This is a genomic window from Kitasatospora griseola (assembly GCF_014648555.1).
GTDB classification, from domain to species: Bacteria; Actinomycetota; Actinomycetes; order Streptomycetales; family Streptomycetaceae; genus Kitasatospora; species Kitasatospora griseola.
Genome location: NZ_BMRI01000041.1, coordinates 1 through 22,983, shown reverse-complemented (window position 1 = coordinate 22,983; position 22,983 = coordinate 1). Strand labels below are relative to the sequence as shown.

Sequence of the window (22,983 nt, the reverse complement as noted above, 5' to 3'; positions counted from 1 at the left end):
TCGACCGGACCGGGATGCACACCGCAGCCGTCACCGACGCCGTCGGCGTCGAGGCCGACTCGTGGTTCGACGACATCCTGAAAAACCACACCCCGATGGTCCTCGACGGCTTCGCGAACCCCCTGACAGGACTGTGACCAGTACCGCTGTCACCGGAGCGTGCCGACGGGCGCAGGCCCGCCGACACGAGGACCCGGCCGCTCCCGGCGTACAGGCCCCGGATCAGGGTCCTGCAGGCGCGAGAACCGGCCGATGGGAGACGGAAACATGCGACTCAACCTGCCGTTCCAGGCCGACCCGGTCGACCGCACAACCCCTTATCAGCCGTTCCTGGTGCCGCGGATAGGCACCAACACCGCGACAGGCGAGCAGCTGAGGTTCATGGAGGAGGCCGGCGGCTACTACGGCGCCGACGTCGGCGACCCGCCCTCCGACTGCCGGGACGCCCGCGGCTGGTCCTGCCAGCCCCTGGCGGGCTACGTGCGGCGGGGCATCGCCTGAACCCGGCCGCATCCCGGCCCACCGAGACCCCGCCGTGCGCGGGGTCTCGTTCTGCGCGGTCCGCCTCGCGATCCGCGCCGTGCCCGTCGTCGAACAGGCCCGCCAGAAGCTGCAGGCCTGGAACGGCTACGACCCGGACACCGAACACGCCCAGCGCCTCGACGCCGAACTCGACCAGGCAGCCGGAGAAGCCGCCGCCCGGGAGGAGATCCTGCGCACCACTACAACCGCCCGCGCGAACCCGAGGAGGCCCACCGCCCCTGCGTCGAACCCGAGGAGGCCCTGGCCCGAAGCACCCGCCGGAAGCGGCCTGTCAGCCAAGGCCTTTGCCGGTGCCCTGGTCCTGGTGACCAGGGCCAGATCGCTGCCACTGGTGATAGCGGGTTGGCCTACCCGGCTTGGTTCGGGCTGCGACACCGTGATCACGACCGCCCGGCGCCCTCTCGCGATGCTCGGGTTCGCCTGCCGCTGGCCTGCAGTTTCACCAGCCGTTCATCGCCCGGACGTCGCTGGTGATGGCGTAGCGGCGGCAGGCGAGGATCTCGTCGGTGGTGATGCCGATGTCGTTCGCGAGGCGGGTGAGGCCTGCGTCCTCGGCCTGGCGGTCGGAGAGGTGGGCCGGCGCGAGTTCGAGGGCGAGGGTGCCGATGCCGAGTTGGGCGGCGCGCTGCTGGGTGATCGCGTCGCGGCCGGCGTGTACGTGGCGGCGCCAGGCCTCGGCGGTGGTGCCGTCCGGGGCGGGGCCGGTCTCCAGCTCGACGGCCGGGACGTCGGGGCGGGCGCGGACCTCGGCGACCGCGGCGGCGACGATCCCGCCGACGGTCTCGGCAGGGATCGCGGCGCTGCCGGCGTCCTGGTGGGCTTCGGTGAGGCGTTCGGCGATCAGGTCGGTGAGTTCCGCGGTGCGGCCTTTGAGGTCGGCGATGGCGCGCACGGGCAGGACCAGGTCGGTGGTGTCCCACGCGTGGGACACCCCGAGCTCGTGCTGCACGGTGGTCTCGATCGCTTCGGCGACGGCGGCCAGGTCGAGCAGCCGGTATGCGGTCGACCGGCCGATCCCGAACTCCGCGAACGCGTACGCCGGCCACGACCGGTGTCCGAGGACGGTCCACACCCGGGCGCGGTGAGCGGCGCGGACCCGGCGGGCGAGGACCAGGACGGCGGTCCGGACGTCCTCGATCGCCGTGCGCAGCTGCTCGGTCAGTTCCCGGGCGTGTGTCGTGTCGGCCGGGCCGGCCTGCTCCTGGTCCTCATCCATGTCCGGCTCATTCCCGGCGGGGCTGGCCGGGGAACCGCGTGGGCCGGGCTACAGGAACGGTCCGGCGAGGATGCGCAGCTGCTGCTCGGCGATGGCGCCCATCGGCCCGGCGGTGCCGAGGTGCGCCACGATGGTCGTCTCGAACAGCTCCAGCAGACTGGGCCTCGTACACCGACCGCAGAGTGAAGCGGGCGTGCTGCTCGCGGTTGCCGTCCAGCGGCGGGATTCGGCCGTCGGCCACCGCATCGTGGATGTCTTCGTTCATCTGGATGCTGCTGCGGTACTTGTCGCGCAGGCAGTCGACCATCGCCTGGGTGCTGCTCGCCGTGTCGTTCATCGCGTCGTCGTGGCGCACTACCCCGGCCGACGACACCGTCGTCACGCTGAAACTGATCGGCGGCGCCGCCCGTGAGGGCTCCGAGACCTCCCTGCCGGACGCTCTGTGCGCCGCCGCCTACCGCTTCGACCTTCCTCTTCTCGCGGCGGGCCTCCTCGACGCAGCGTCCTGAAAGAGGGGACGTATCGGCCGACCGCAGTCGGGGTGGTTTTCGAAGCGAACTCCTGCAGTTGGTCGCGCAGTTGCTTGCATGGCTGGTTGGATGCCGCGCATGGATATCACCACGGCAGTCGTTAGCGCGGGCTCGAAGGCCTTGGCCGGCGCGCTCACCCCAGGTAGCAAGGTGGGGATCGCCCGCGTCGGCAGCCGGGAGGAGCGCAGGCTCGCCTACCTGGAATACGGCCAGGCTTGCACCCACTTCATTCTCTCTGCCGGCTGGGTCAGCGCGATGACGCTGGCTGATTCGAAGGATTCGCTCAAGCAGGCCTCGACCGTCGTGCGGGACCGAATGGCGGCGGCGAACCTGATGGCCATGGCCCACGTGGCCGTTCGGTTGTCCGGCACCCGGGAGGTCATCGCCATGGCCGACCAACTGGGCGACGCGGCCCGGGCGGTCGGCGAGTACACCCCCGGGCAGGGAGACGAGGTCTATCGGGCTGTGAATGCTGCCTTCGTGACTGCGATGAACAAGTATCTCGAACTGTGCCGGTACGAGCTGTGGTACGAGCCCAGGTGGTGGCAGCCGCATCGGCTGGCACTGCGGTTGTGGACCACGTACTGGAAGGAGCGCGCCGCCCGCAAGGAGGCCTTGGCGCTCTTCAAGGAGGCGCGCGCGAAGTGGGAGACCCTCAGTCGCGAGGACGCCGCCCAGCGCATCAGGGAAGTTGCCGCTCGGGCCACGGAGGCCTGACCCGGGCGGGCGTCAATCGCTGCTGCCGTGCGCACCGCCTTCGGCGGCACCCCCGCCATCGAACGGTCGGCCGTCGTCGGATCCTTCGGGAGCCAGGGCAAAAGGCGGCCCGAGAGCGGAGGCGGGAGGCGGAGTGCCGCGGGCTCAAAAGTTTTTGCCGACTGCTCCCGATGCCGAGCCAGAAGGTAGGGACCCTGAAACTCATCCAGGCAAGGAGCCGGCATGTTCCCACCGTTCTCGATGCTCGAACATCATGTGGCGCTCGCTGTCCGGGCCAACCCGTCAACCTGGTGTGCTCGCTGCAGTCAGGAACTCACTGACACTGTCGACCGGTGCGTCTCCATCGGCGGACATCGGCCCTGGGTGGACCTCATCGAGTTCCAGCCGAGACTGCCGGAGAAAGTGGCGCTCCTCCACCTACTGGTCGGAGCAGGGATCAGACTGCTCATCGCCTCAACCGACGTTGAGGCGACTGCAGAGGAACAACCCGAACTGGAGGCCTCCCTGCGGCTCCTCGCGGACAGCATCCTGGTGGCGGTCGGAGAACTCGCCGAAGTTGAACGGCAACCTCCGACCCGCGCGGCGCTCTTGGCCGCGCTCACCGCTCGCAACGCCGCCATCGACGGGGACGCGGTGACAGTGGATGCCTTCAGCCGGAACTGGCTCAACCTGTCCGATCCGGCCCGGTGGCGGGAAGCGGTGGAGAACGCCCTGCTTGGTGACTGGGTGGACCACCTTGGAACAGGGGCTCTTCGCGATCCGGAACTGGCGGCTCTGCTGCACCGGCACGCGCGGATCGAGCACCGGAATCTGCAGCCGCTATGGGAGCGGAGAGTCCGGGGTCGCCGTTCCGTTCTGCTCAGCCAACCCATCGGTCGGGACATGAATGTAGCCGATCTACTCATTGACCTTCGGGAGCCTGACCGGGAGCTTCTGTCCGAAGAGTTGTCGGACTGTCGGTTGGCGGAGGCCTTGCGCGGTTTCGCCCCGGAGGAGGCCGAGGTTGTCCTGGCCTGGGCGGGCGACCCGGACTTCAACTGGGCGCAAGCTGCCGCGATGGTCGGGCATCCTGACCCCCGCGCCTTTGGTGAGCGGGTTCGCCGCAAGGCCCGACGGATCGGCGTCCGCTGCACGACACGTGCCCTCGCCGCCTCCAGGGGCTGACCGGTGATCAAGTTCCCTGCGTACTGACTGTCGGTTTGCAGTTGGTCTCATCGGTCGGCCAGCGCATCGGGCAGGCCAGGGGTGGCCGATTGGCTGTCTTGTGACAGTCCATGGGCAAATTTCTGGCGTCCAGGCTCGAGTGAAACCTGTCGCGTTTTGTTCACCCTCAGCCGCGATGGCATGCCAGATGCAGTCATCAGGGTTCGAAACCCCACCAAGCGTCCATCGGACCTTGCCCTGTCCCACAACTCATCACGCCATACCTGCGCGCAAGACCGCGCGCCCGGCCGCTTCGGCTGGGTCGATCAAGGAGACGGGAAGTATGGACCTTCATCAACTGCTCGCCGATCTGACCGAAGCCGCGAACTTGGCGACCGCGGTGGTCACGCTCGTGCGCACCCTGCGTCGCGCTCGTCCCCAGAAAGTCTGGACTCCTAGGACGAGAAGAACGCCGACGGCGAAGCCGTCCCGGTCATCACGGTGCTGATGATCAGTCCCTATCAGTAGCCGACCACAACGGGGTGGTGGTACCGAGTCGGCTCGGCCACCACCCCGTTCAGCATGGCCGCACGGGCCCGGGCCCGGGGGCTGCGGAGGCCCGTGTCCGCGGCGGGAGCGGGCGGCCCGCCGCATCTCGGCCTCGACCAGCTGGTAGGTCCACATGCCCGGGACGACGTCCCGGCCCAGGAGCTCCCGCTCGACCAGGTCGGCCTGCTCGCCGTGTCCGGCCCGGCGCAGCATCCGCACCGCGTCGGCGAGCATCCGGTCGGCGCCGCCGGTCATGTGGTGCACCGCGTACAGGTGCCCGCGGGCCCGCTCGGTGTACTCCAATGCCTTCGGCAGCATCCCCAGCGCCTCGATGGTCGCGTCGTCCGCCCCCGGCGGTCGGCGGTGCATCCCGTCCGGCTCCTGTGCCACCGATGCCTCCCGCCGTGCTCGTCCCACCCCCTCACCGTTGCTGCACTCGGGAACGGGCGCACGCGGAGAAGGCCGACCGGCGGTCGGACCACAGGTTCCTGCGGAGTGTCCGGGTGTTGAGCACGCCGGGAGTCGGTGACCTGCTGGGAGACGGAGACGATCTCGAGGGCGAGCCGGCCGAGCTCGTGCTGTCCCTGGTCGGCCCTGCGAATCAGGGGGTGATGCCGGCCTTGTGCCGGAGCGCATCGCCCGCTGGTAGCCGGCCCCGGACAGCTTGGTCGGAAAGCGCTGGACACCCCTGTTGCTCGGGGCCGGGCCGCGGTTACCGTGTCTTGCAGGACGGCCGTGCCGGAGGCGGCCTGCCGGTGGTGGGCGTCAGCCCGATGCCCACGGGCCGGCGGCGCCGCAGGGTTCGGCCCGTCTGATCGCGCGAAGGCCCCCGACCAACCTCACTTTGGTCGGGGGCCGAGTGCTGAGCGGACGGGCCGCTCGTGCCGGGCTGCTGGCTGCGGCCCAGGCCGGGGTCGTGGGCTACGGGCGTACGACCCCGATGATCACCCCCACCGCCGTTGCCAGCGCGCTGATGACTGCGGCGTTGCGCCTCAGCCAGCGGCCGATCCTCTCGGGGCGCCGGCCCTTGGCGGGCAGGTGATCGTCGTTCTCCATGGTGAGTCCTTCCACGCGAAGGCCGGGCCGGGTGCCCGGCCAGGAGTGCGGTGGGCAGTCCCGTCTCACGGAGACACAGTCGGACGCTACACATGACGGACCGTCAGCACTACCCCCTTTGGGCCGTGATCGGGAGATGACGCCTCGGTGATATCCCGAGGCGTGGGCGGTCTTCGTGGAAGACCGGCGAGCAGGCCACTGCAGTTGCCATCGGCACGCGTGTCCTGCAGTGCTCCGCCGGGTCGGCGTTCCCGCTCCACTTCCAGCTCGCTGTGGTGGTCCGGTTCCTGTGGCGGAGCACCGTAGTTTGCGAGTGATCGTTTAGAACTTGCTGGTCAGCGTCGTGGCAGTGCAGGGCGGTTTGCGAGAGTGGAGCGCGATACCTTGCGAGGCGGGTTCGTCCGGTTGTTCGCTCGCCGTCGCTCCGCACGGCCGACTGCCTTGTGCGGCTTGGCTGCCTATTCGGGGTCGTCGGCTTCTGCGGGGATTGTCCAGCGCAGCAGGGTGGTGGTGCCGGCCCGCTCCAGGGTGACGGCGTAGACCTGGTCCCAGGCACGTTCGCCGCGGTGGCGCATGGAGTGGTCGCCAGGGTCCCAGCCAAGGCGCAGGATCCGGGCCCCGTCGAGTTCGATCTGCCCGGCGAGCAGGGGGTGGGCCTCGCCGGACCGGTCGAGCAGGTGGAAGTGGGTATGCGCATCCGCAGCGACCATCAGACCGGTGCGAGGACCTTTCGACAGCCAGTCCCTGATCTGGTCGGCGAGTTCGTGAGCCTCGTGGAGAGGAAGATCAAGCCGTCCGTAGGGGCCGCGTCGCCCATCGACCTGGGACATCGACTCGCCGCCGAAACGGGCGTGGGCGTCGTCCTCGTACTTCCCCCAGTAGGTGACATCGGCGAGCCCGTCGATCGACTCGCCGGACAGCCCGACGAACGAGTCAAGGGCGTGGGCGTCCCCAAGGAGCATGCCGCACCGGTCGATTGGCAGGTCGCCGAGATGAACCAGCTCTCCGCCGGGATCGCCCGGCCACGGCAGGCCGAGGTCGACTTCCAGGAGCGTGACGACCGGCCCGTCGTACGAATCCCACGTCTGCGCGCGGACCTTCAACGGCCGGTCGGACGCGGCCGGCACCGCGACCGCCTCGCAGAACCACTCCTGGCTCGGGCGGTCCGCAGGCTCGTGGAGGTGGCCGCCGCCCTGCTCCGCCGCAGCCGTTGCCCGCACGGACAGTGGGTCGCCGTGTTCGGGCCACTGGTCGATCGAGCCGGCCATCCCCAGGACCAGCGCTCCGGACGGTGTTGTGACGACTCCCAGGTCGACCAAGGGCTCACTCATCCGTTGATTCAACCAGGTGCAGATCGGCTGCCTTCCGGGCCCTGGCAGGGCGGAGCCCCGTGCGGGCCGAAGTCGCCAACCAGGCTGCTCCACGCGCAAACTACGGTGCTCCGTCACATCCCGGGATGTCCCCGATCGTGCTAGTTACATTCAAAAGTGCGATCCGTGAGTGACTTTCACGCTATTCTGTGGGGAGGAGGTGGGGTTGTGAGTGATCTGTTCGCGTCGGTCGACGCGTTGTTGAACCGGGCGAAGCCGGTGTCGGATCTGCCGGTGCCCGAGGAGCGGGCGCGGCTGCGGGAGGCCGGCGAGTTCACGCAGGACGAGGTGGCGAAGGCGCTGGGCACGCGCCGGGAGTCGGTGATCCGCTGGGAGGCCGGGACGACGGAGCCGCGCCCGCCGAAGCGCGCCGCCTACATCCGCTTCCTCGGCTCCCTGGCGCTGCGCCACGGCACGGTCGAGCCCTCCGACTGGCTGCGCCTGGCCCAGGAGGCGGGCCTCGTGCCCGCCGCCCGGGTCCCGTCGGCCGCCCCGGCCGCCCCGGCGGCGCCGGTGTCGGCGGCGTTCGGCGGCGACACGGCGGACCAGGCGGTGGTCGAGCTCGACCGCACCGCGTCCGGGGAGCTGCTGAGCGCGGAGCCCGAGCCGTGTGTGCGGTGCGGCCGCCCGACGCCGTTCCGGTCCGCGGGGCAGCCGGTCCACATGGGCGGCTGGTGCGCTGCCGCCCCGGCCCCTGCGGCCGTGCGGGAGGAGCCGGCCCCGGTCGTGGAACGGCACACCCGGGTGGAGCCGGCCGGACCGTCGCAGGCCGCCCTGGAGGCACTCGCCCGCCACCCGAACATCGCCGCTGCGGCCGCGCCGACCGCCGAGGTGCCGGCCGCCGGGCCCGCTCCTGCTGCTGCCCCGCGCCGCGCTACTCCCGCCCGCCCCGCCGCTGCGGCCCGGCGCGGTCGACCCGCGGTGAAGAAGGCGTCGGCGACGCCGGCGGTGTCCGACTGGGAGCTGGCCGCCGCGGCCCGTTTCCCGGCCGGGCCGTTGGCGGTGGTGGACGTCGCCCCGTCCGGCAGGGCCCTGGTCGCCTACCTGGCCGACGGCACCGCCGCCGCCACCGCGCCGACGGGGCGTACGCTCGCGGACCTGGTGGAGTGGGCGCTCGGGGCGGGGCTCGGCTCGCCGCGCCTGAACCGGCACGGCAAGGACGGCGACGCCCTGGTCGTCGTGACCGACGCGGCGCTCGCGGAGCTCGGCCTGCCGCCGATGGGGCGGGACGAGAAGAAGGAGTTCGTGCCGCGCCTGGGGCAGCTCCCGAAGTCTCACCGGGTGGTGAAGCAGTTGGAGAAGGCGGGGTGGCTGCTGACCCAGCGCGGTCTGGGGCCGTGGGCGCGGATCTACCGCACCCCTGAGGACGGCAAGCGCCAGTGCGTGCAGCTGTCCATCCCCGGCTGGGGAGCGCTCGGCTCCGGCGGCTGGACCATTCCGGCCGGCCTCGATGCTCCGGGCCTGGCCCGCCTCCTCGGCACCTACGCCACCCGTGTCCTCACCCCGCGCGGCTCCACCGCCGTCTCCGGCCTCGACCTCGTCACCGCGCTGCGCCCGCCCACGAAGGCGGTGCGCACCGAGGCGGGCTGGACGTCCGGGCCGGTGGAGGGCTCCCGACCCCGGGACGCCTTCGATCCGGCGCCGCCGGAGGTCCCGGAGATGCATCCGCTCGCCCAGGGCCGGGAGCCGGGCGGCGCGCTGGTCACCGAGGCGTGGGACTGGTGCCGCTTCCTCACCGACCGGGAAGCCGCGGCGCCGTTCGCGGTTGGCCTGGACGTCAACATGGCGTTCCTCGCGGCGGCGGGCAGGTTGACGCTGCCGCTGTCCGGGCCGGTCCACGAGCTGAACCCGGCCTTCGACAAGCGCATCCCCGGCTCGTGGCTGGTGGACCTGTCGCACGTGGAGACCGACCCGCTGCTCCCGTCGCCGTTCACCGCCGACGGCACCCGGCCCACCGGTCCGGCCTGGTACTCCACCGCGAAGCTGGCCTACGCCGTCGAGCTCGGCGCGGATGTCCGCCCGCTGGAGGCCTGGCTGCGCCACGAGTCCGGCCCGTACCTCGATCCCTGGCACAAGCACCTGCGTGCCGCGTACATGGACACGATGGCCGCCCTCGGCGTGCCCGCCGACCTCGCCGACACCGACCCGCTGGCGTTCCTTGACGCGATGGCCGGCCTCAAGGCGACCGGTGACCCGGCCGAGCTCGCGGTGCTCACCGCGATCAAGGCGACCGCGAAGGGCACCATCGGCAAGATGCGCGAGCGCCCCCGCGGCCTCGACTACCGGTACGGCGAGCGCTGGGCCGCCCTGGACCGCCCGACCTGGGACCCGCTCATGCGCGCCCTGATCATCGACACCGCCACCGTGAACCTGCACCGCAAGCTCCGCAAGATGGCCGCCGACACCGGCCTGCACGCCGTCGCGGTCCTCTCCGACTGCGCGGTGTTCGCCTCGCCCGGCCCCGGCGCCCTCGACGTCCTCACCACGCCCGACGGCACCCTCACCACCTCGCTGCGCCTGGGCGTCAGCCCCGGCCTGGTGAAGTTCGAGGGCTCCCGCCCGATGGCCGAGGTCGCCGAGCTGCTCGCCGGCGGCGCGAACCCGGCCCGGCACATCAAGACCGGCGGCGTCGTCTCCGCCGACGAGTAGCCGGCCCCGGGCCGGGCCCGCACCACGCGGACCCGGCCCCGTACCGCACGACCTGTCAGCAGCGGCCGCCGACCGGCGGCCGGACCCAGGGGAGGACCCGATGGAGCACGACCCGCGCGCCGAGCAGCTCGCCGCCGCGTACTGGCGCAACACCAAGTGGGGCTCGGCCGCCTGGAATCGTCTGAAGCCGGAGGTCCGGGCCGACCTGACCGCCCAGGCCGACGCCTGGCTGCGCGCGGCGGCCGACGCGGGCGTCGCGGTGCCGGCCGCCGCGCCGAGCGAGGACCACACCGCCGTGTGGCTGGACGACCAGGGCGGCGTGTGGAACGACGTCCCGGCCAGCGGCGGCGGCGACCTGGTGCTGCCCCTGGTCCACGCCCGCGAGGAAGCGGCCTCCCGCCGCGACCTGGAGGACCGCGGCCACCGCCTGACCCTCATCGGCTGGACCCTGTGACACCGCCCGCCCGGCACCGGCCGGGCGGGCCCCACCACCACGACGAACCACAACGCACCACGACGAACCACAACGCACCACGACGAACCACAACGCACCATGACGAGGACGAGGAAGGACAGCCCCATGGGGGAGATTGACGAGGGCCTGGAGCGGGCCGAGCGCACCAAGCCGATCCCGCAGTCCACTGCCGCCCGGATGCGGTTCCTGTGGGAGAAGGTCGCCAGGGAGGACACCGACAAGCTCGCCCAGAGCGTCGGAGTGTCCGTACGGACCGCCCAGCGCTGGGTGAAGGCCCTCAAAGCGGGCGAGGTGCCGACCATGACCAAGGGCAACGAGAAGAAGGTCGAGCAGCAGGTCCGCGCGAAGTGGCAGCCCGGGTGAAGCAGCGGGTCCGCCGGGCCGCCGAGGCCAACGGCTTCATGCTGACCCTCAGCGGAACGATCGGCTACACGTCCGGCCGCAACACCACCGACGACCCCCGGCCGCGCATCATCACCCAGAAGATGCCCGGCGCGGTCGCCCGCCGCCTGTACGAGGCCCGCGACGCGGGAGCCGGCCAGGCCGAGCAGGAGCGGATTCTCGCCGAGGCCCTGCGCGACGAGTACTTCAAGGCTGCCGGGACCCGCGCCGACAGCCTCGACGATGTCGAGCTGAACGACATCGCCTGGATGGACCTCCGGCCGGGGCTGTAGGCCGCCTGCAGGGCCGCCGCACCGACCGCTGACACACCGACAGCGAGGGCCCCGCCGACCACCGGTGGGGCCCTCGGCGCGTTCGTGGACGGCTGCGGCGGGACAGGAGCAGGCTGAGGAAATGACCGACCGCCGCCCGCTGGGCCTGCCGCTGCCTAGGCCGACCGCCCCCGAACCCGACACCGCCGAGCACGCCCCGCGCCTGCTGCCCGTCGAACGCGCCCCGCAGCTGGACACCGAGGCCGAGGCCGAGCCCGATACCGAGGCCCCCCGCGCCCGCCGCCGCCTCGGCAAGGGATACCTCGCCTACCGGACCTGACCCGCCGGCGCGTTCCTGGATGGCGGTCGCCCACCCGCAGCCGCTCCGGTCGGCATCGCCCGCGGGCCCCTCCACGTTGTGCCGATGATCGCCGTGTCTCCGCCGATGCTGCGCGACCTGCGGTGCCGACGCTCCCTGTGGTCGCGCCTGCCGGCGTGGCGCATGCTCGGATCGTCTCGGGCCGGTGAGAGATTGTCAGGCAGTGGCCGGGGTGAGGCGTCCGCGGCGCGCCTCGTACTCCTTGTGGAACTCGTCCGCGAGCGCGGTGCCGAGCGAGTAGGCGATCACATCGGTGCTGCCCTCGGAAGCGAGCTGCCACAGCAGGCCCCCGCTGGTGGGGAACAGGTTGTCGATGTCGACGCCCCACCACCCTCCGAAGAACGTCGCGATGACGAACACCACGGATCCGATCCGGCAGACGTGGCTCAGAGCCCACCAGATCCACGTGACCACGCCGCCGTGCCGCTGCCGACCGTGCAGGATCCGCCGGAAGCGGCGGGTGCTTATCGCGCAGGTGATCCTGCCCACGACGCTGATGACGATCAGCGGCGCGCCCAGCGCGGCCATGATGACGATCGTGTCGGTGTCCATGGTCTTCTCCTTGGGGAAGGGGCGGCGGTCGGCGGCCGCGGGTCGGGGAAGGCGGAGCGGGCCTGGCCGCGCATCGCCCACGGCGGCCCGGGTGGTCGCGGCCGGGAGGGGCCGGCGACGGGGACGGGGTGCGGGCCGGAGCGTGTCCGGCCCGCACCCCGCGGTTCGGGCCCCTACTGGAAGCCGTCGCACAGCGGCAGGCCGCCGGCGCCGGGGTGCGCCTGGTCGATCGGTCCGATGTCGAAGCCGTTGCCCGGGGTGGTGAGGTAGTAGCCGTAGACCCAGTAGCCGTCGGTCAGGCGGTCCCAGACGGTGTACGGGTGGCCGTCGACGGCCGGGCCGTGGGCTTCGCAGTCGACCTGCACGGGGAATCCGTTGCCGTCGTGGTTGGGCCCGCCGTCGATGTGGCCGGCGTCGGGGCCGTTGGGACGGTCCTTGCTCTTGACGAGGAACCCGTCGGTGATGCGCTGGGTGGTGAACGCCTTCCCGGGGCGGTCGTTCTGGCCCTGGGGCTGGCTGCTCGGTCCGTTGTGCGGCGGTGCCGGAGTGCTGTCCTGGCCGAGGGGCGCCGGCCGGGGTGCGGGGGAGAGGGCGTCGGTGTCCGGGCGGTCGGCCTGCGGGGCGGAGCCGGACTCGGCCGGGGCGTCGTACTTCTGCGCGCCGGTGCTGGTGAAGCAGTTGTCGGAGCGGATCTTGTAGCCGACGTCGCCGACGTTCGCAGCCGCGGGCCACCGGCCGACGTTGCTCTCGCCGCCGCCCGGATAGAAGACCTCGATGTCGTGGATCGCCGGACCGAAGGACGGGGTGACGGTCGTGTAGTACCAGGGCGCGCCCTGGAACGGACCGCCGGAGTCGACCGCGTCGTGGTTGCCGTGGTTGGTCACCTGCAGCGCGGTGGGCAACGTGGAGGCGGTGACGAACTCGATCTCGACGAACTGCCCGGACGCGAAGTGCAGGTTCGTGTACTCGCCGTTGAGGGTTCCGGTGCTGCAGGTCGCGAACGCGAGGGTGACGTCGGGGCTGGGCCGGAACTGCTCGGCCAGCGTGGGACCGACCATGCGAGGCCGGCCGGGCAAGTAGGCCCGGACGCCGGCGACGGCGTGGACCTCGAGGGGCTTGTCGTGGGCGGCGTCGACGTACGGGCCCCACAGCACGCCGGAGCACGGGCCCGTCTGTGCCGGGAAGCCCGGATTGACGGACCGGCCGGTGGCCGCGTCGACGAGGTCGACTTCGGCGGCGCAGACCGCCTCCGGACCGAGCAGACCGCGAGGGGTCCGGTCGGGCAGGAAGAGCACGGCCTGGGCGCCGGCGGCGGAGTGCCGCCTGATGCAGACCTTCGCCTCCAGCGGCACGTCGAGGGGACGCAGAGTCGTCGTCGTGCAGGTGAGGTCGGCCGGCGTGGCGGAGTCCTCCGACTCCGGGGACAGCCTCTGGGCGTGGGCGCCGGCTGCCGTGAACAAGGCGAGCATGACGGCGAGCAGCACCGCGAGCGCGGTACCGATCCTGTGTCGGGACATGCGGAATCAACCCCTGATTCGTCAGATCCGTTGGGAGAGCGCCGAGTTGGCGTGGAACAACGGTGCACGCGGCGCCGTGTCGTCCACCATGCTTGGAGGCGGTCGTGGACGGAGTTGGACATTCGTGGACCGGAATGGACGGTCCACGGTGCGCTGAGCTGCGGGAATGGAGAACTGGACAGCGGTGGTGGAAGAAGAGGGCAAGGCGGCCGGTACCGGCGGGGACCCGGTGGCGACATTCGTGGTGGCGTTCACCGCGTTCGTCGACGAGGACTACGGAGGGGTGGAGGCGCTCCTGCGGCGGACCACCGGCCCGTCCGGCCAGCCGACGGTCGCCCGCGCGACGCTCTACAACTGGCGCAAGGCCAACCCGCTGCCGAAACCGTCCTCGCTGAAACTGCTCCTGGACGCCCTCGGCGTGCAGAGCCCCGAACTGCTGCGCCTGCTGGCAGAAGCCCGCTCGGCAGCGCGCGGCGCCGGCGCCCCGGGCGAGGAGCAGCAGACGTCGGGCGGGGCGGCCGCGGGGGGTGGCCGGCAGTCGGGGCCCGCTGCCGCCGGCGCAGCCGGCACAGAGGAGGAGCCGCGCGTTCGGGGCGTCGCGCCGTCGGCGGGCAGCGCGAGCGCGGCGGACCCGGACCCTGCCGCGGACGTGGATGCAGCGGAGGGCACAAAGAGGGCGCCGGGCGCCGGGGACGGCGGCGGGCGTCCGGCGGCCGCCGACCCGGCGGTCTTCGAGGACGATCCGTCGAAGGGCATGTCGCAGCCCGGGACGACCGGGGAGGCCGTCCCGGACGGGCCTGCGGTGCGTGCGGTGGTGCCGGCCGGTGGCGGAGGGACCCGGGGCGAGGGCGCCGGGGCCGGGACGTCCGGCGGGCCGGCAGGGCAGGACCTCCCCGTGGCGCCCGGGCGCTCCCGGAGCCGGCGGCGGGCGTATGCAGGCGTGGCCGGTGCGGTGATCGCCGTCGTGCTGGTGGCCGGCTCCGTGTACGGCTACCGCCACCTCGGCGGCGATCAGGAAGCCGGCCGGCCGGGCGCCTCGGGCAGGGACGACAGGCCCGCGGCAGGAGCCGTCGCGTCGATTAGTGCGACCGCGTCGGACAGCGCGGTGTCGCCGGCCGCTCCGCCTTCGACGGGCGCGTCCGGCACCGCTGTGCCGACGACCGGGGCCACGGCGGGCGCCTCGGACCCGGGCGGCGTGGTCGGCGGGAGCGGCAGCAGTGGCCGGGCACCCGGTTCGGCGGGCGGCGCGCCCGGCACCGGCGGCTCGACCACAGGCGCTTCGGGCGGCGGCAACGGGGGCGCGGGTACCGGCGGCCAGCAGCCCGGAGGGGATGCGAGCACCCCCGCCTCGACGACGGTCCGCTTCAGCGCCGTCCACGGATACGGCTGCGACGCGGAATGGTTCTCTCCCGACCCGATCTTCAAACCCACCACAGGCGGACTCGGCACCGACGGCTGCCACGGCGGCGCGGTCGCCGCCCAGGTCTCGCCCGAGGCCGGGCACGCGGACGGAGGGGCGGTCTGGCAGTTCAACACCCAGCACCCCGGCTCCGGCACCTGCACCATCGACGTCTACATCCCCAACACCACCCAGGCCGGCGGCCTCGCCGCCTACGCGCTGGACCCGAGGCAGAACACCTACCCCCACCTCTACCTGCCGGCCCCGGTCAACCAGGCCGCCAACCGCGGCCGCTGGGTCAGCCTCGGCGACTGGACCATCCCCTCCGACGGCTGGTTCTCCGTCACCGTGTTCAACAAGCCGGCCAACACCGGTGACACCTACAGCGTCGCCGCGTCCGCCGCCCGCGCCACCTGCCGCTGGTAGCAGGGTCCTGGCACCTTCAGGCCCGGTGTCCCTGCCCCCGGTTCCGCCGGGGCAGGGACACCGCTGGTGAGTGGAGCCGATCCGCAAGCCGGCTACGGCTCGCTGCGTGCCGCCGTCCAGCGACGGGCCCTGGACTGCGGCGACTATCCACACCGCGCTGCGCCGGCACGGACGCCGACCCGGTCGTTGTCCAGGGGCGTACCCGCGTCCTGTCCGACGCGACAGCCCTGTGGCGCGCCGACATCGGCCTCGACGGCAGGCTCCGCGCGCACACCGCGCCCGGCACCGCCGACCGCCTCCTCCACCTGCTGCACCTCATCGCCCTCGATCCCGAACAGGAAGCCTCGAGCGACCAGTAACCGAATGGCCCGCCACCCACCGGTGGCGGGCCATTCGTATGCCCGAAGACACGAAGAAGGGACTCCACCGTGCCCACCGTCACCTACCGCCCGGCCCCAACCCGCACCCTCCAGCGCCTCGCCGGCCCCCGCGCCGACCGCACCCTGCACCACCACGTCCGCTGTGCCCTGCAACGCCTGGCCGCCGACCCGCGCCACCCGGGCCTGCGCACCCACCGCCACCACGCGCTGCCCGGCCACCTCGGCGACTGCGTCTACGGCTCGCGCGTCGGCGCCGGCAGCGGCTGGCGCATCCACTGGACGTGGACCGGCTGCGACACGATCGAGGTGGTGCGCATCGGCCCGCACCCGTAGACCGGGTGACGGCCCGTCCGGTGCGAGCTGGCCGCAGGGCTGTGTTCGGGGGTTCTCGGCGGCGGGAGCGGGCGGTCCGCTGCAGCTCGGCCTCGGCCAGACGTCGGCGGCGAGGTGCTGGCGGATCGGTTGAACGGGCGCCGGGGTTGCCCCCGGTGCCCTGCGTCCTACGGTCGCCCGGGCCGGACGTCAGAACAGGAGGCCGAGGGCGATCAGGATGCTCATGCACACAGTCATGGAGCCGGTGAAGGTTTTGCCGCCCTGGAAGATGCACGCGGGGATGGTGTTGTGGTCGATGCGGTGGAGCAGGCCGCCCCCGATGCCGACCACGACGGAGGTCAGCAAGGCGACCCCAATGAGCAGGACGCGGGTGGTGGTGAGGTGACTTGCCAACAGGTGGATGCTCCTAGGTGAGAGGGTGGCTGCGGACCACGCTCGGGCCCGCATCACCACCATCCATCCGATTCGGGAGGGGCCGGCGCGGGAAGGCGGGGAAGCCGATTGTCCGGCGTTTTCCGCGGAAAAACACGGAGGGGGAACGGTGCCGCAGAAGGCTCGCCGAGGTTGGCCGCAATCCACGCAGTTACTCGGAGAAACGGAGCAGGCCAACGCCCTGGCCAGGCTGATGAGCTCGTGGCGCGACACCTGCGGCCTGACAGGTATGCAGGTTTTTTCGGCGCTCACATCCGAGCACTTCGCCGACGGCAAGCTGCCCTCGAAGACGACCTTCTACGAGATGCTCAAGGGCAAGGCCCTGTCGTGGGAGTTCATCGAAGCGCTCGCCGACGTGTGCTCCGGGGCCCTCAAGGAGCAGCAGGAGTGGATCGCATCGGCGAGGGTCCTCTGGGGCGAGCACGTGAACTCTCCGACGGCGGTGGCGGATCCCACCGCCACAGAGGTGCTGGTGCTGCAGAAGCAGCTGATCAGCAGCCAGGAGGAGCTGCTGAAGATCCGGGAGCTCTACGCGGCCACGAAGGAGGAGCTGGTGGCCGCCGACCGGAAAGTGGTCGCGCTCACTGCGCTCGTGGCGCAGCTGGAGTCGCAAGTCACCATGCTCAAGCAGCACCAGGTGGAGCTGCTCGTTCAACGGGAGCCGAACTCTGCCCAGGTGGGGGAGGCGAAGCAGCGCCTGGAGAGCGCGGACCGGCAGCGTGTCGCGGCTACCACGCAGCTGGGACGGGCTCAGAACGAGCGGGAGCGGGCGCTGACGCTCGCCACCCGAGCCACCGTCCAGACCGCCGAGTTGCAGGAGAAGGTGATGGAGCTGCGGGCGGTCAGCGGCAGGGAGGTCAGCGACGAGCTGACCGAGCCCCTGCCGTCCCTGGTCGTCGGAGGTCCGGCGATCCTGCCGGCCTTCACCATGACCGGTGACGTGCCCACGGTCCTGGCCGACATCACCGACGATCTCGAAGCCGCCGCGAACCGCCTCGACGAGGTCACCGAACAACTCGGCCGCACCGACAGGGCCGGCGAGCCCGTGCCGGACAACGAGAAGGTCGAGGCGCCGGAGGCGATCGACGCCGAGGTGGCGGAGTCCGTCGGAGAATCCGAGGCCGGCGACGCCGCGCCCAAGTACATCTTCACCCTGCGGGAGCGGCTGCCCGGCCAGTCACCGGAACCCAAGCCCGAGCCGGTTTTTTCCGCGAAAAACAAGCAGATCACACCGGAGTCGATCATGCGCCTGGCCGACGTCGCGCGCCATGAGCCCCACATCCGCGAAGAACTGCGCGAGGCGATACGGGCGGCCGCCGGAGGGTTCACCTTCCCCGAGCTGACACGCACAACCGAGCTCCTGCATCGAGTAAAGGACAATGGGTTCGCCTCGGGCCTGCTCCTACAGGCGTTGGGAACGACTGCGCGATCACTGCCGTACCGCCAGCCAGGCCGTCTTCACAAGAGCCGGACCAGCGGGAATGTGCAACCCGTTCATCGCACCGATCCCCTGCTCGAACCGTTCCGTGCCGACGGCACGACCCCCCGGTCGTGAGGCCCAACGGTGCATACCACGGGCGAATGGAACACGGCGCGTACCACCACTCCTTCCCCGTGCGGGCTGTCGGTGACGGTTCGTCCGGTGACGGCAGGTCAGACTGGGTTCATGACCGTCCGTCGCCGGCTCGGACCCGGCTACCTCGCTGCCGTTCAGGAACCCGCTGCCCCCGATGCCGACGAGCACACGCGTCTGCTGCCCGCCGAACGCGTCGCGGGCCCGGAGCCGGAGAGCGAGGCCGCGGCCGCTGTCCCCGCCGTGCCGACCGCTCGCCGCCGGCTCGGCCCGGGCTACCTTGCCACCGTCCAGGACCCCGACGTCCCGGCCTGATTCCGCCCGCGGCGGTGTGGTGCGCGCCGCGGGCAATGGGTGCGGCGCGCACCTGACGTCATTCTCGCCGGGCGGCGGGCCCGGTTACCGCTGTGGGTGGGTGGCGTCCTCGATGGCGGCGGCCAGGCGGGTGTGGACGTCGTTGGCGACCTCGCGGGTGGCGGGGTCGGGGTCGTCGAGTTGAGGGGCGATCAGTTCGAGTGCGGCGGCGAGGACCGGCACGGGGACGGCTGCGGTGCGCAGGTGCAGGAGCTGGGTGGCGGCGCGTTCGCCCGGGGTGGTGGCGGGCGGGGCGGAGGGGATCAGGGCGTTGATGCCGCGGTGCAGGGGCGGCGGGCTGCTGGTGGTCACCCGGCCCATCCTCGCGCGCGCCGGCCGCCGGCGACCAACGGCACTGGTCGCCGTCCCGCCGCCCCGGCGGTGCTGCGGGACAACCGCGCCGGACCCTGCCGCGCATGTCGCAGGGTGCCGCGCGCCGCCCGCGCCCGCAGCCCGTTCCGCCCCGGGGTGAAACGGGTGGCGAGGTGGGGGCTAGCATCCCGACCATGAGTTTCTCCCCGGGGGTTAACGGCGTGTCGGAGCCGATGCTGTTCGGCGCTCCCACGTGCTCGGTGTGCGGGGACGAGCTGCCGCCGCGCAAGGGTACGGGCCGGCGGCCGAAGTACTGCTCGAAGGCGTGCTCGTCGAAGGCCGACCGGCAGCGCGAGCGGGAGCGCCGGGAGGCCCTCGCCGCGGCCGCGGACTCCGCCGAATCCCCCCGGGGTGAAACGGCCGCGCCCGCCGGGGCCGTCCTGCGGCCGCTGGACCTCCCGGTCGGCGCGGGCGCGGGCGGGGAGGAACTGCTCGAAGCCGCCGCCGAGCTCCACCGGCAGACCAAGGTGTTCCTGCTCCAGCTCGACCGGGCGGCCCGCAGCAGCGATCCCGACCTGCTCCGGCGTGCCGGGGCCGACATGCGCGCCGCCGCCTACGTGCTCTCCGCGCGCCACCGCGAGCTCGTCGGACAGTTGCTCGACGGCCACCCGCTCGCGCCGCCGGCCCCGGCCGTCGACCCGTCCGCCCCGCCCGTTTCCCCCCGGGAGGAAACGCCTTCCGCGGAGCGGATCGCCGCAGCCGTCGGCGCCGACCTGCTCGCGGCCCCCGCGCCGGCCGATCCCGGTCCGCGCCCCGTACCGCCCGCCACGATGCCGCGAACCGGACCTCCCCGGGGAGAAACGGAACGCCCGCAGGCAGGCCCGGAAGGGCGTCGAGCGCACCGGACGCCCGCCGATACGCCCCGGGGAGAAACAGCGGCATCGGCAGCAGGCGATGCTGTGCCGACTTCAACGCCCCGGGGAGAAACACCGGCAGCTCCCGGCGCGCCCTCGTCGCCGGCCGCCGAGCGCCGGCTGCGCGGTCTGGTCGACCAGCGCCTCGCCCAGCAGAGCGCCGGTTCCGGCGGGACGCCGGGCCCTGCCCCCGATGCGGGGACGGTGGCGGTGCCGCGGGATCCGTTGCTGCGCGGTCTGCCCCGCGGCATGGACGTGCGGGTCCCGCTCGACGAGCGGGTCTTCGGCTACGACTGGGTGCTGGCCGGATGGACGGTGCAGCCGGACGTCCTGGTGGTCCTCGGCGAGGGGCACCAGGTCGGTTGGGTCGAGCACGGCCTGGACGGCGGCGACGGCTGGGTCGCGGTCCACGATGGGTTCTTCCTCGGCGACCCGGTCACCCAGCAGGCCGCCCTGCACACCACCCCGGAGCTGGCCGCCCAAGCTATCCATCACGCCCACGTCCACGACCTCCGCGCGGCCCGGGGCGCATAGGATGCCGGGCATGCCAAGCAGCGATGACCCCTCCGCCCCTGCGTACGGCGTCGGCCCGCGGGCGGTGCCGGCCTGCGACTTCTGCTCGCGTCCCGGGGCGATCGTCTACTTCTCCACCGCCGAGTTCGTGCTGCGGTTCGACGACTTCGACTGGGAGTCCGGCGACCGCTTCTACGCCTGCCCGACCTGCCGGACCCTGGTCGACGCCGGCGACTGGCCCGGCTTGACCGCCTACGCCCAACTCGGCCCCCGCGGCGTCCGGGTCGTCGAGGCGTTCCGCGACCACCACGTCCCCGGCGCGGTGGTCTTCGAACCGGGGACCGACCCCGAACAGGGCCGCTGACCACTCCCTGCCGGCGGCGTGCCGGCGGCGCCCGCAGGGCCACCGCCGCTGCGGACTGGCTCAGGCGGTTCGGCGGTGCCGACGGTCCACCGCCGTGACCTTGGAGGCCGGGCGGCTGTTGTGCCCGGTGTGGAAGAACAGCCCGAGAACGTCCGGGACGCTGCGGATCGGCTCACCGAGGCGGTCCGCGGCTTCGAGCGCACTGTCGGCGCCTGCGACCCGGAGGCGTTCCGGACCTGCGAGGTGAAGGACAGCGTGCGTGCGGCCGTGGTCCTGGTGGACGCGGCGGAGTTCGCGTTGAACGATCCCGACGGCGGCCGGGCCGACCTGGTGGCCGTGCTGCGGGTCGCGGCCCGGGCCGTCCGGCAGTCGCGCGACCGGGTGATCGACGCCGTGGTGACGGCGGCGGCGGTGCCGGACCACCCCGGTGCGATCGGCTGACCGTCCCGTTGTGCTTCGCGGGAGGCCGACCGGCCGGTGCCCGGCATCGAGGCGACCGGCACCGGCACCGGCACCGGCCGCGGCTGCCGGGGTCCGGGACCGTGGGCCGGTCCGGGCGGAGCACGGCCCGCGTCATGTTCGTGCGGCCGGCGCCGACACCTCCGTGCGGCCGCGCCCGGCGGCCCGCCCGAAACTCCGCGCGGAGATGCAGTGCATTTTGCGCGGAGATTTCTCGCATTCCTATTTGAATCAGCCGGGCCGCCTGGGCCGCACCATCCGCTACGAGACCCTGTACGGGGACGGCGACTGGTCGCCGGCGGCGGGGATGCCTGCCCGGCAGCAGGCGGCCGCCGCCCCGGCCGAAGCGGCCCTTGTTCCTCCTCGCGGAGGTAATGAGGGCGGCGGCGACGGCGGCCCCGACGGCCGAACAGGCCCGCGCGGAGATAGTGCGCCCACCCCTCCGCGGCCTCCCGCCGACCTGCCGCGGCCCCTTCCCGGCCCGGTGCCCGCCCCGTCCGGCGGAGCCGAACTCACTCCTCCGCGCGGAGATAATCCGGGAGACCTCACTCCTCCTCGCGGAGGTAATCAGGACGGCCGCGGCCCGGCCCCGACACCTCCTCGCGGAGGAGTCGGCGCTGCCGCACCGGCCGCACCCGCCCCCGCACAGAGCGCCACGCCGCAGCCGCAGCCCGACGCCCCCGCCGACGGCCAACCGCGCCTGGCCCTCGCTGCGCAGCGCACCGCCGCCTTCCCCGCCGACCTCGGCGAGCCGGACCTGAGCCAGCCCTTCGGCGCCCTGACCGCCCACGCCTGGCGCGGCCGGACCGGCCTGGTCGCCCTCCACCGCGGCAGGCAGCGGATCGGCTGGGTCCAGCAGGGACTGCCCGACCTACCCGGCTGGGCCGCCCTGGTCGACGGCCGCCTCGTCCTCGATGCCATCGACCGCGAACCCCTGCTCGCCGCCGACGCGCAACCCGCGGCCGACCTGCTCGTCCTGGCCCTGCGGCAGGGCCTGATCTGACCCGCCCGGCCCCGGCCGCACTGCGGCGCGGTCGGGGCCGGCCACCTGTCTCCGATCTGTCTCCACCTGTGTCATCTGTGTCATGACACAGGTGTTTTCCCAGGTAGGAGCATCGCGCGACACGACCTGTCTCCACCTGTCTCTTCTGTCTCCACCTGCGTCCAGGCCGCCGGACCGGCCCCGCCCGGCGGCCCGGGACAGAGCTGGGACGGTGCTGGGACAGGGCGCCCGTCGGCCCCGGAGCAACCTCTCCCGGCGGCGCGGCCGGCCTTCCCGGCCGGAGTCTTGTGGGGTGACTTGTGGAATACTTCGTGAGGTGTCTGCTCGGGCATCTCTCCGGGTGTCTCCTGGACACACCGCCGCCCGGCCCGGTCCGGCACCACCACAGCGCAGAGCGCCTGCGTGGCCGCCGGGAAATTCCGGCAACCCCTTCTCCTCTGTCTTTTGGTCTTGTGTCTTGGTCGGTTGGTCGGTTCGGGGTTCGCGCCTGCGGCGGGCAGTTCGCTTCTGGTTGCGCCCCCCGGAACGGGTGGCGGTGGACCGGCCGTGTCGGGCGACGGGGTCGTGTCAGCGGCCGGCGACAGGTTGTGTCAGCGGTCGGCGACATGAGATGTGTCAGTGCCGGAGCGCGGCGAGGTAGCTGGCGGTTGATGAACTCCCGGAGCAACCTCTCCCGGCCGGTTCCGATGCTGGTTCCGACGGCGCTTCCGATGACGGTTCCGGTGCTGGTTCCGATGGGGGCCTGCGGCCGGCCGACGGCGACGGCCAGGCCGTCGAGCATGCGGGGTCCGGCGGCCCGCCGCACCCGGGTCCCTCGGCACCGCCAGGAAGGGCGAGGAGCTGCGCGACGGCCGGCACTTCCACCCCGACGACACCGTGTAGGCGCCGACGCGCGAGCCGGACGGCGCGGGCCGGAGCGGGGGACGTCTACTGGGGCACGCTGGTACCCGACAGCACCGGGGGCGGCTTCCTCCCCGCCGCCGACTCCGGCTGGAACTGATCGACCCCACGAACCCGCCCCGCCGGACTCCCACACTGCCGGCGGGGCGGCGCGGCCGGGGGAGCAGCGCCCGGCCGCCCGGCCCCGGGCGGAGTGGCCCGGCTTCGTTGCCCGGTTGCTGGCCTGGGCCGTTGTTCGGTACCCGGCCCTACGGATGCGGCTTCCGCGCCCC

The 22,983-nt window shown here is 72.7% G+C and carries 25 protein-coding genes and 1 pseudogene; 17 read left to right on the top strand and 9 right to left on the bottom strand.

The window, feature by feature from the left end:
• Window positions 1-267: 267 nt before the first annotated feature.
• Complete coding sequence (locus IEZ12_RS32415) at window positions 268-501, top strand: hypothetical protein (protein ID WP_189277227.1); 234 nt, start codon at window positions 268-270, stop codon at window positions 499-501.
• Window positions 502-982: 481 nt separating this feature from the next.
• Here IEZ12_RS32415 and IEZ12_RS32410 read toward each other — a convergent pair whose 3' ends face one another.
• On the bottom strand, window positions 983-1,759 hold the full coding sequence (locus IEZ12_RS32410) for a hypothetical protein (RefSeq protein ID WP_189277225.1): 777 nt from the start codon (window positions 1,757-1,759) through the stop codon (window positions 983-985).
• A gap of 48 nt (window positions 1,760-1,807) precedes the next feature.
• Entirely contained in the window at window positions 1,808-2,005 is a 198-nt protein-coding gene (locus tag IEZ12_RS32405) for a hypothetical protein (protein WP_189277223.1), read from the bottom strand.
• Between the two features lie 23 nt (window positions 2,006-2,028).
• On the opposite strand from IEZ12_RS32405, the gene IEZ12_RS32400 reads away from it, so the two are divergent.
• The 3 genes from IEZ12_RS32400 (at window position 2,029) to IEZ12_RS32390 (ending at window position 4,170) form a co-directional block, all read left to right on the top strand.
• Window positions 2,029-2,268: a hypothetical protein gene (locus IEZ12_RS32400; protein WP_189277221.1), complete on the top strand. Its 240-nt coding sequence runs from the start codon at window positions 2,029-2,031 to the stop codon at window positions 2,266-2,268.
• Window positions 2,269-2,367: 99 nt separating this feature from the next.
• On the top strand, window positions 2,368-3,006 hold the full coding sequence (locus IEZ12_RS32395) for a hypothetical protein (RefSeq protein WP_189277219.1): 639 nt from the start codon (window positions 2,368-2,370) through the stop codon (window positions 3,004-3,006).
• Window positions 3,007-3,228: 222 nt separating this feature from the next.
• Entirely contained in the window at window positions 3,229-4,170 is a 942-nt protein-coding gene (locus IEZ12_RS32390; RefSeq protein WP_189277217.1) for a hypothetical protein, read from the top strand.
• Between the two features lie 639 nt (window positions 4,171-4,809).
• Here the strand turns inward: IEZ12_RS32390 and IEZ12_RS40730 are convergent.
• The 3 genes and pseudogenes from IEZ12_RS40730 to IEZ12_RS32380 form a co-directional block, all read right to left on the bottom strand.
• Window positions 4,810-5,067, bottom strand: a pseudogene (locus tag IEZ12_RS40730) (hypothetical protein); the annotation flags it as partial.
• A 552-nt stretch (window positions 5,068-5,619) separates the two neighbouring features.
• On the bottom strand, window positions 5,620-5,754 hold the full coding sequence (locus IEZ12_RS40225; RefSeq protein ID WP_268250288.1) for a hypothetical protein: 135 nt from the start codon (window positions 5,752-5,754) through the stop codon (window positions 5,620-5,622).
• Window positions 5,755-6,212: 458 nt separating this feature from the next.
• Window positions 6,213-7,085: a hypothetical protein gene (locus IEZ12_RS32380; RefSeq protein ID WP_189277215.1), complete on the bottom strand. Its 873-nt coding sequence runs from the start codon at window positions 7,083-7,085 to the stop codon at window positions 6,213-6,215.
• A gap of 207 nt (window positions 7,086-7,292) precedes the next feature.
• Here IEZ12_RS32380 and tap point away from each other — a divergent pair, with 207 nt between their 5' ends.
• From tap to IEZ12_RS32355, 5 genes are all read left to right on the top strand, one after another.
• Complete coding sequence (gene tap, locus IEZ12_RS40220; RefSeq protein WP_189277213.1) at window positions 7,293-9,773, top strand: telomere-associated protein Tap; 2,481 nt, start codon at window positions 7,293-7,295, stop codon at window positions 9,771-9,773.
• 100 nt (window positions 9,774-9,873) lie between these two features.
• Window positions 9,874-10,227 carry a hypothetical protein gene (locus IEZ12_RS32370; RefSeq protein WP_189277212.1) on the top strand — a complete coding sequence of 118 codons (354 nt, stop codon included), beginning with the start codon at window positions 9,874-9,876 and terminating at the stop codon, window positions 10,225-10,227.
• A 126-nt stretch (window positions 10,228-10,353) separates the two neighbouring features.
• The gene (locus tag IEZ12_RS32365; protein ID WP_189277210.1) at window positions 10,354-10,611 is read left to right on the top strand and encodes a helix-hairpin-helix domain-containing protein; all 258 of its coding nucleotides are present in this window, start codon (window positions 10,354-10,356) and stop codon (window positions 10,609-10,611) included.
• Entirely contained in the window at window positions 10,596-10,922 is a 327-nt protein-coding gene (gene tpg / locus IEZ12_RS32360; protein ID WP_189277208.1) for a telomere-protecting terminal protein Tpg, read from the top strand. Before IEZ12_RS32365 ends, tpg begins: the two co-directional genes overlap by 16 nt.
• Before the next feature lie 121 nt (window positions 10,923-11,043).
• The gene (locus IEZ12_RS32355) at window positions 11,044-11,241 is read left to right on the top strand and encodes a hypothetical protein (RefSeq protein WP_189277206.1); all 198 of its coding nucleotides are present in this window, start codon (window positions 11,044-11,046) and stop codon (window positions 11,239-11,241) included.
• Between the two features lie 195 nt (window positions 11,242-11,436).
• Here IEZ12_RS32355 and IEZ12_RS32350 read toward each other — a convergent pair whose 3' ends face one another.
• Entirely contained in the window at window positions 11,437-11,832 is a 396-nt protein-coding gene (locus IEZ12_RS32350; protein WP_189277204.1) for a hypothetical protein, read from the bottom strand.
• Window positions 11,833-12,005: 173 nt separating this feature from the next.
• A complete protein-coding gene (locus tag IEZ12_RS32345; RefSeq protein WP_189277202.1) occupies window positions 12,006-13,349 on the bottom strand; it encodes a hypothetical protein in 1,344 nt (447 codons plus the stop codon).
• A gap of 166 nt (window positions 13,350-13,515) precedes the next feature.
• Here IEZ12_RS32345 and IEZ12_RS32340 point away from each other — a divergent pair, with 166 nt between their 5' ends.
• Together IEZ12_RS32340 and IEZ12_RS32335 are read left to right on the top strand one after the other, a co-directional pair.
• Complete coding sequence (locus tag IEZ12_RS32340; protein WP_189277200.1) at window positions 13,516-15,174, top strand: carbohydrate-binding protein; 1,659 nt, start codon at window positions 13,516-13,518, stop codon at window positions 15,172-15,174.
• A 428-nt stretch (window positions 15,175-15,602) separates the two neighbouring features.
• Window positions 15,603-15,887, top strand: coding sequence for a hypothetical protein (locus IEZ12_RS32335; RefSeq protein WP_189277198.1), 285 nt, complete (start codon window positions 15,603-15,605; stop codon window positions 15,885-15,887).
• Between the two features lie 189 nt (window positions 15,888-16,076).
• Here the strand turns inward: IEZ12_RS32335 and IEZ12_RS32330 are convergent, their stop codons facing one another.
• Window positions 16,077-16,280, bottom strand: a complete 204-nt coding sequence (locus IEZ12_RS32330; protein WP_189277196.1) for a hypothetical protein — start codon at window positions 16,278-16,280, stop codon at window positions 16,077-16,079.
• 25 nt (window positions 16,281-16,305) lie between these two features.
• Between IEZ12_RS32330 and IEZ12_RS32325 the strand changes: the two genes are divergently transcribed.
• Together IEZ12_RS32325 and IEZ12_RS32320 are read left to right on the top strand one after the other, a co-directional pair.
• Window positions 16,306-17,874: a hypothetical protein gene (locus IEZ12_RS32325; RefSeq protein ID WP_189277194.1), complete on the top strand. Its 1,569-nt coding sequence runs from the start codon at window positions 16,306-16,308 to the stop codon at window positions 17,872-17,874.
• 111 nt (window positions 17,875-17,985) lie between these two features.
• Window positions 17,986-18,207, top strand: a complete 222-nt coding sequence (locus IEZ12_RS32320) for a hypothetical protein (protein ID WP_189277191.1) — start codon at window positions 17,986-17,988, stop codon at window positions 18,205-18,207.
• 84 nt (window positions 18,208-18,291) lie between these two features.
• Here the strand turns inward: IEZ12_RS32320 and IEZ12_RS32315 are convergent, their stop codons facing one another.
• A complete protein-coding gene (locus IEZ12_RS32315; RefSeq protein WP_189277189.1) occupies window positions 18,292-18,558 on the bottom strand; it encodes a hypothetical protein in 267 nt (88 codons plus the stop codon).
• 194 nt (window positions 18,559-18,752) lie between these two features.
• Between IEZ12_RS32315 and IEZ12_RS32310 the strand changes: the two genes are divergently transcribed.
• From IEZ12_RS32310 to IEZ12_RS32295, 4 genes are all read left to right on the top strand, one after another.
• Window positions 18,753-20,006 (top strand): hypothetical protein, encoded by a 1,254-nt coding sequence (locus IEZ12_RS32310; RefSeq protein WP_189277187.1) that lies wholly within the window; start codon window positions 18,753-18,755, stop codon window positions 20,004-20,006.
• 10 nt (window positions 20,007-20,016) lie between these two features.
• The gene (locus IEZ12_RS32305) at window positions 20,017-20,349 is read left to right on the top strand and encodes a hypothetical protein (RefSeq protein ID WP_189277186.1); all 333 of its coding nucleotides are present in this window, start codon (window positions 20,017-20,019) and stop codon (window positions 20,347-20,349) included.
• A 129-nt stretch (window positions 20,350-20,478) separates the two neighbouring features.
• The gene (locus IEZ12_RS32300) at window positions 20,479-20,790 is read left to right on the top strand and encodes a hypothetical protein (protein ID WP_189277185.1); all 312 of its coding nucleotides are present in this window, start codon (window positions 20,479-20,481) and stop codon (window positions 20,788-20,790) included.
• A gap of 244 nt (window positions 20,791-21,034) precedes the next feature.
• The gene (locus IEZ12_RS32295) at window positions 21,035-21,811 is read left to right on the top strand and encodes a hypothetical protein (RefSeq protein WP_189277183.1); all 777 of its coding nucleotides are present in this window, start codon (window positions 21,035-21,037) and stop codon (window positions 21,809-21,811) included.
• Window positions 21,812-22,983 lie beyond the last annotated feature (1,172 nt).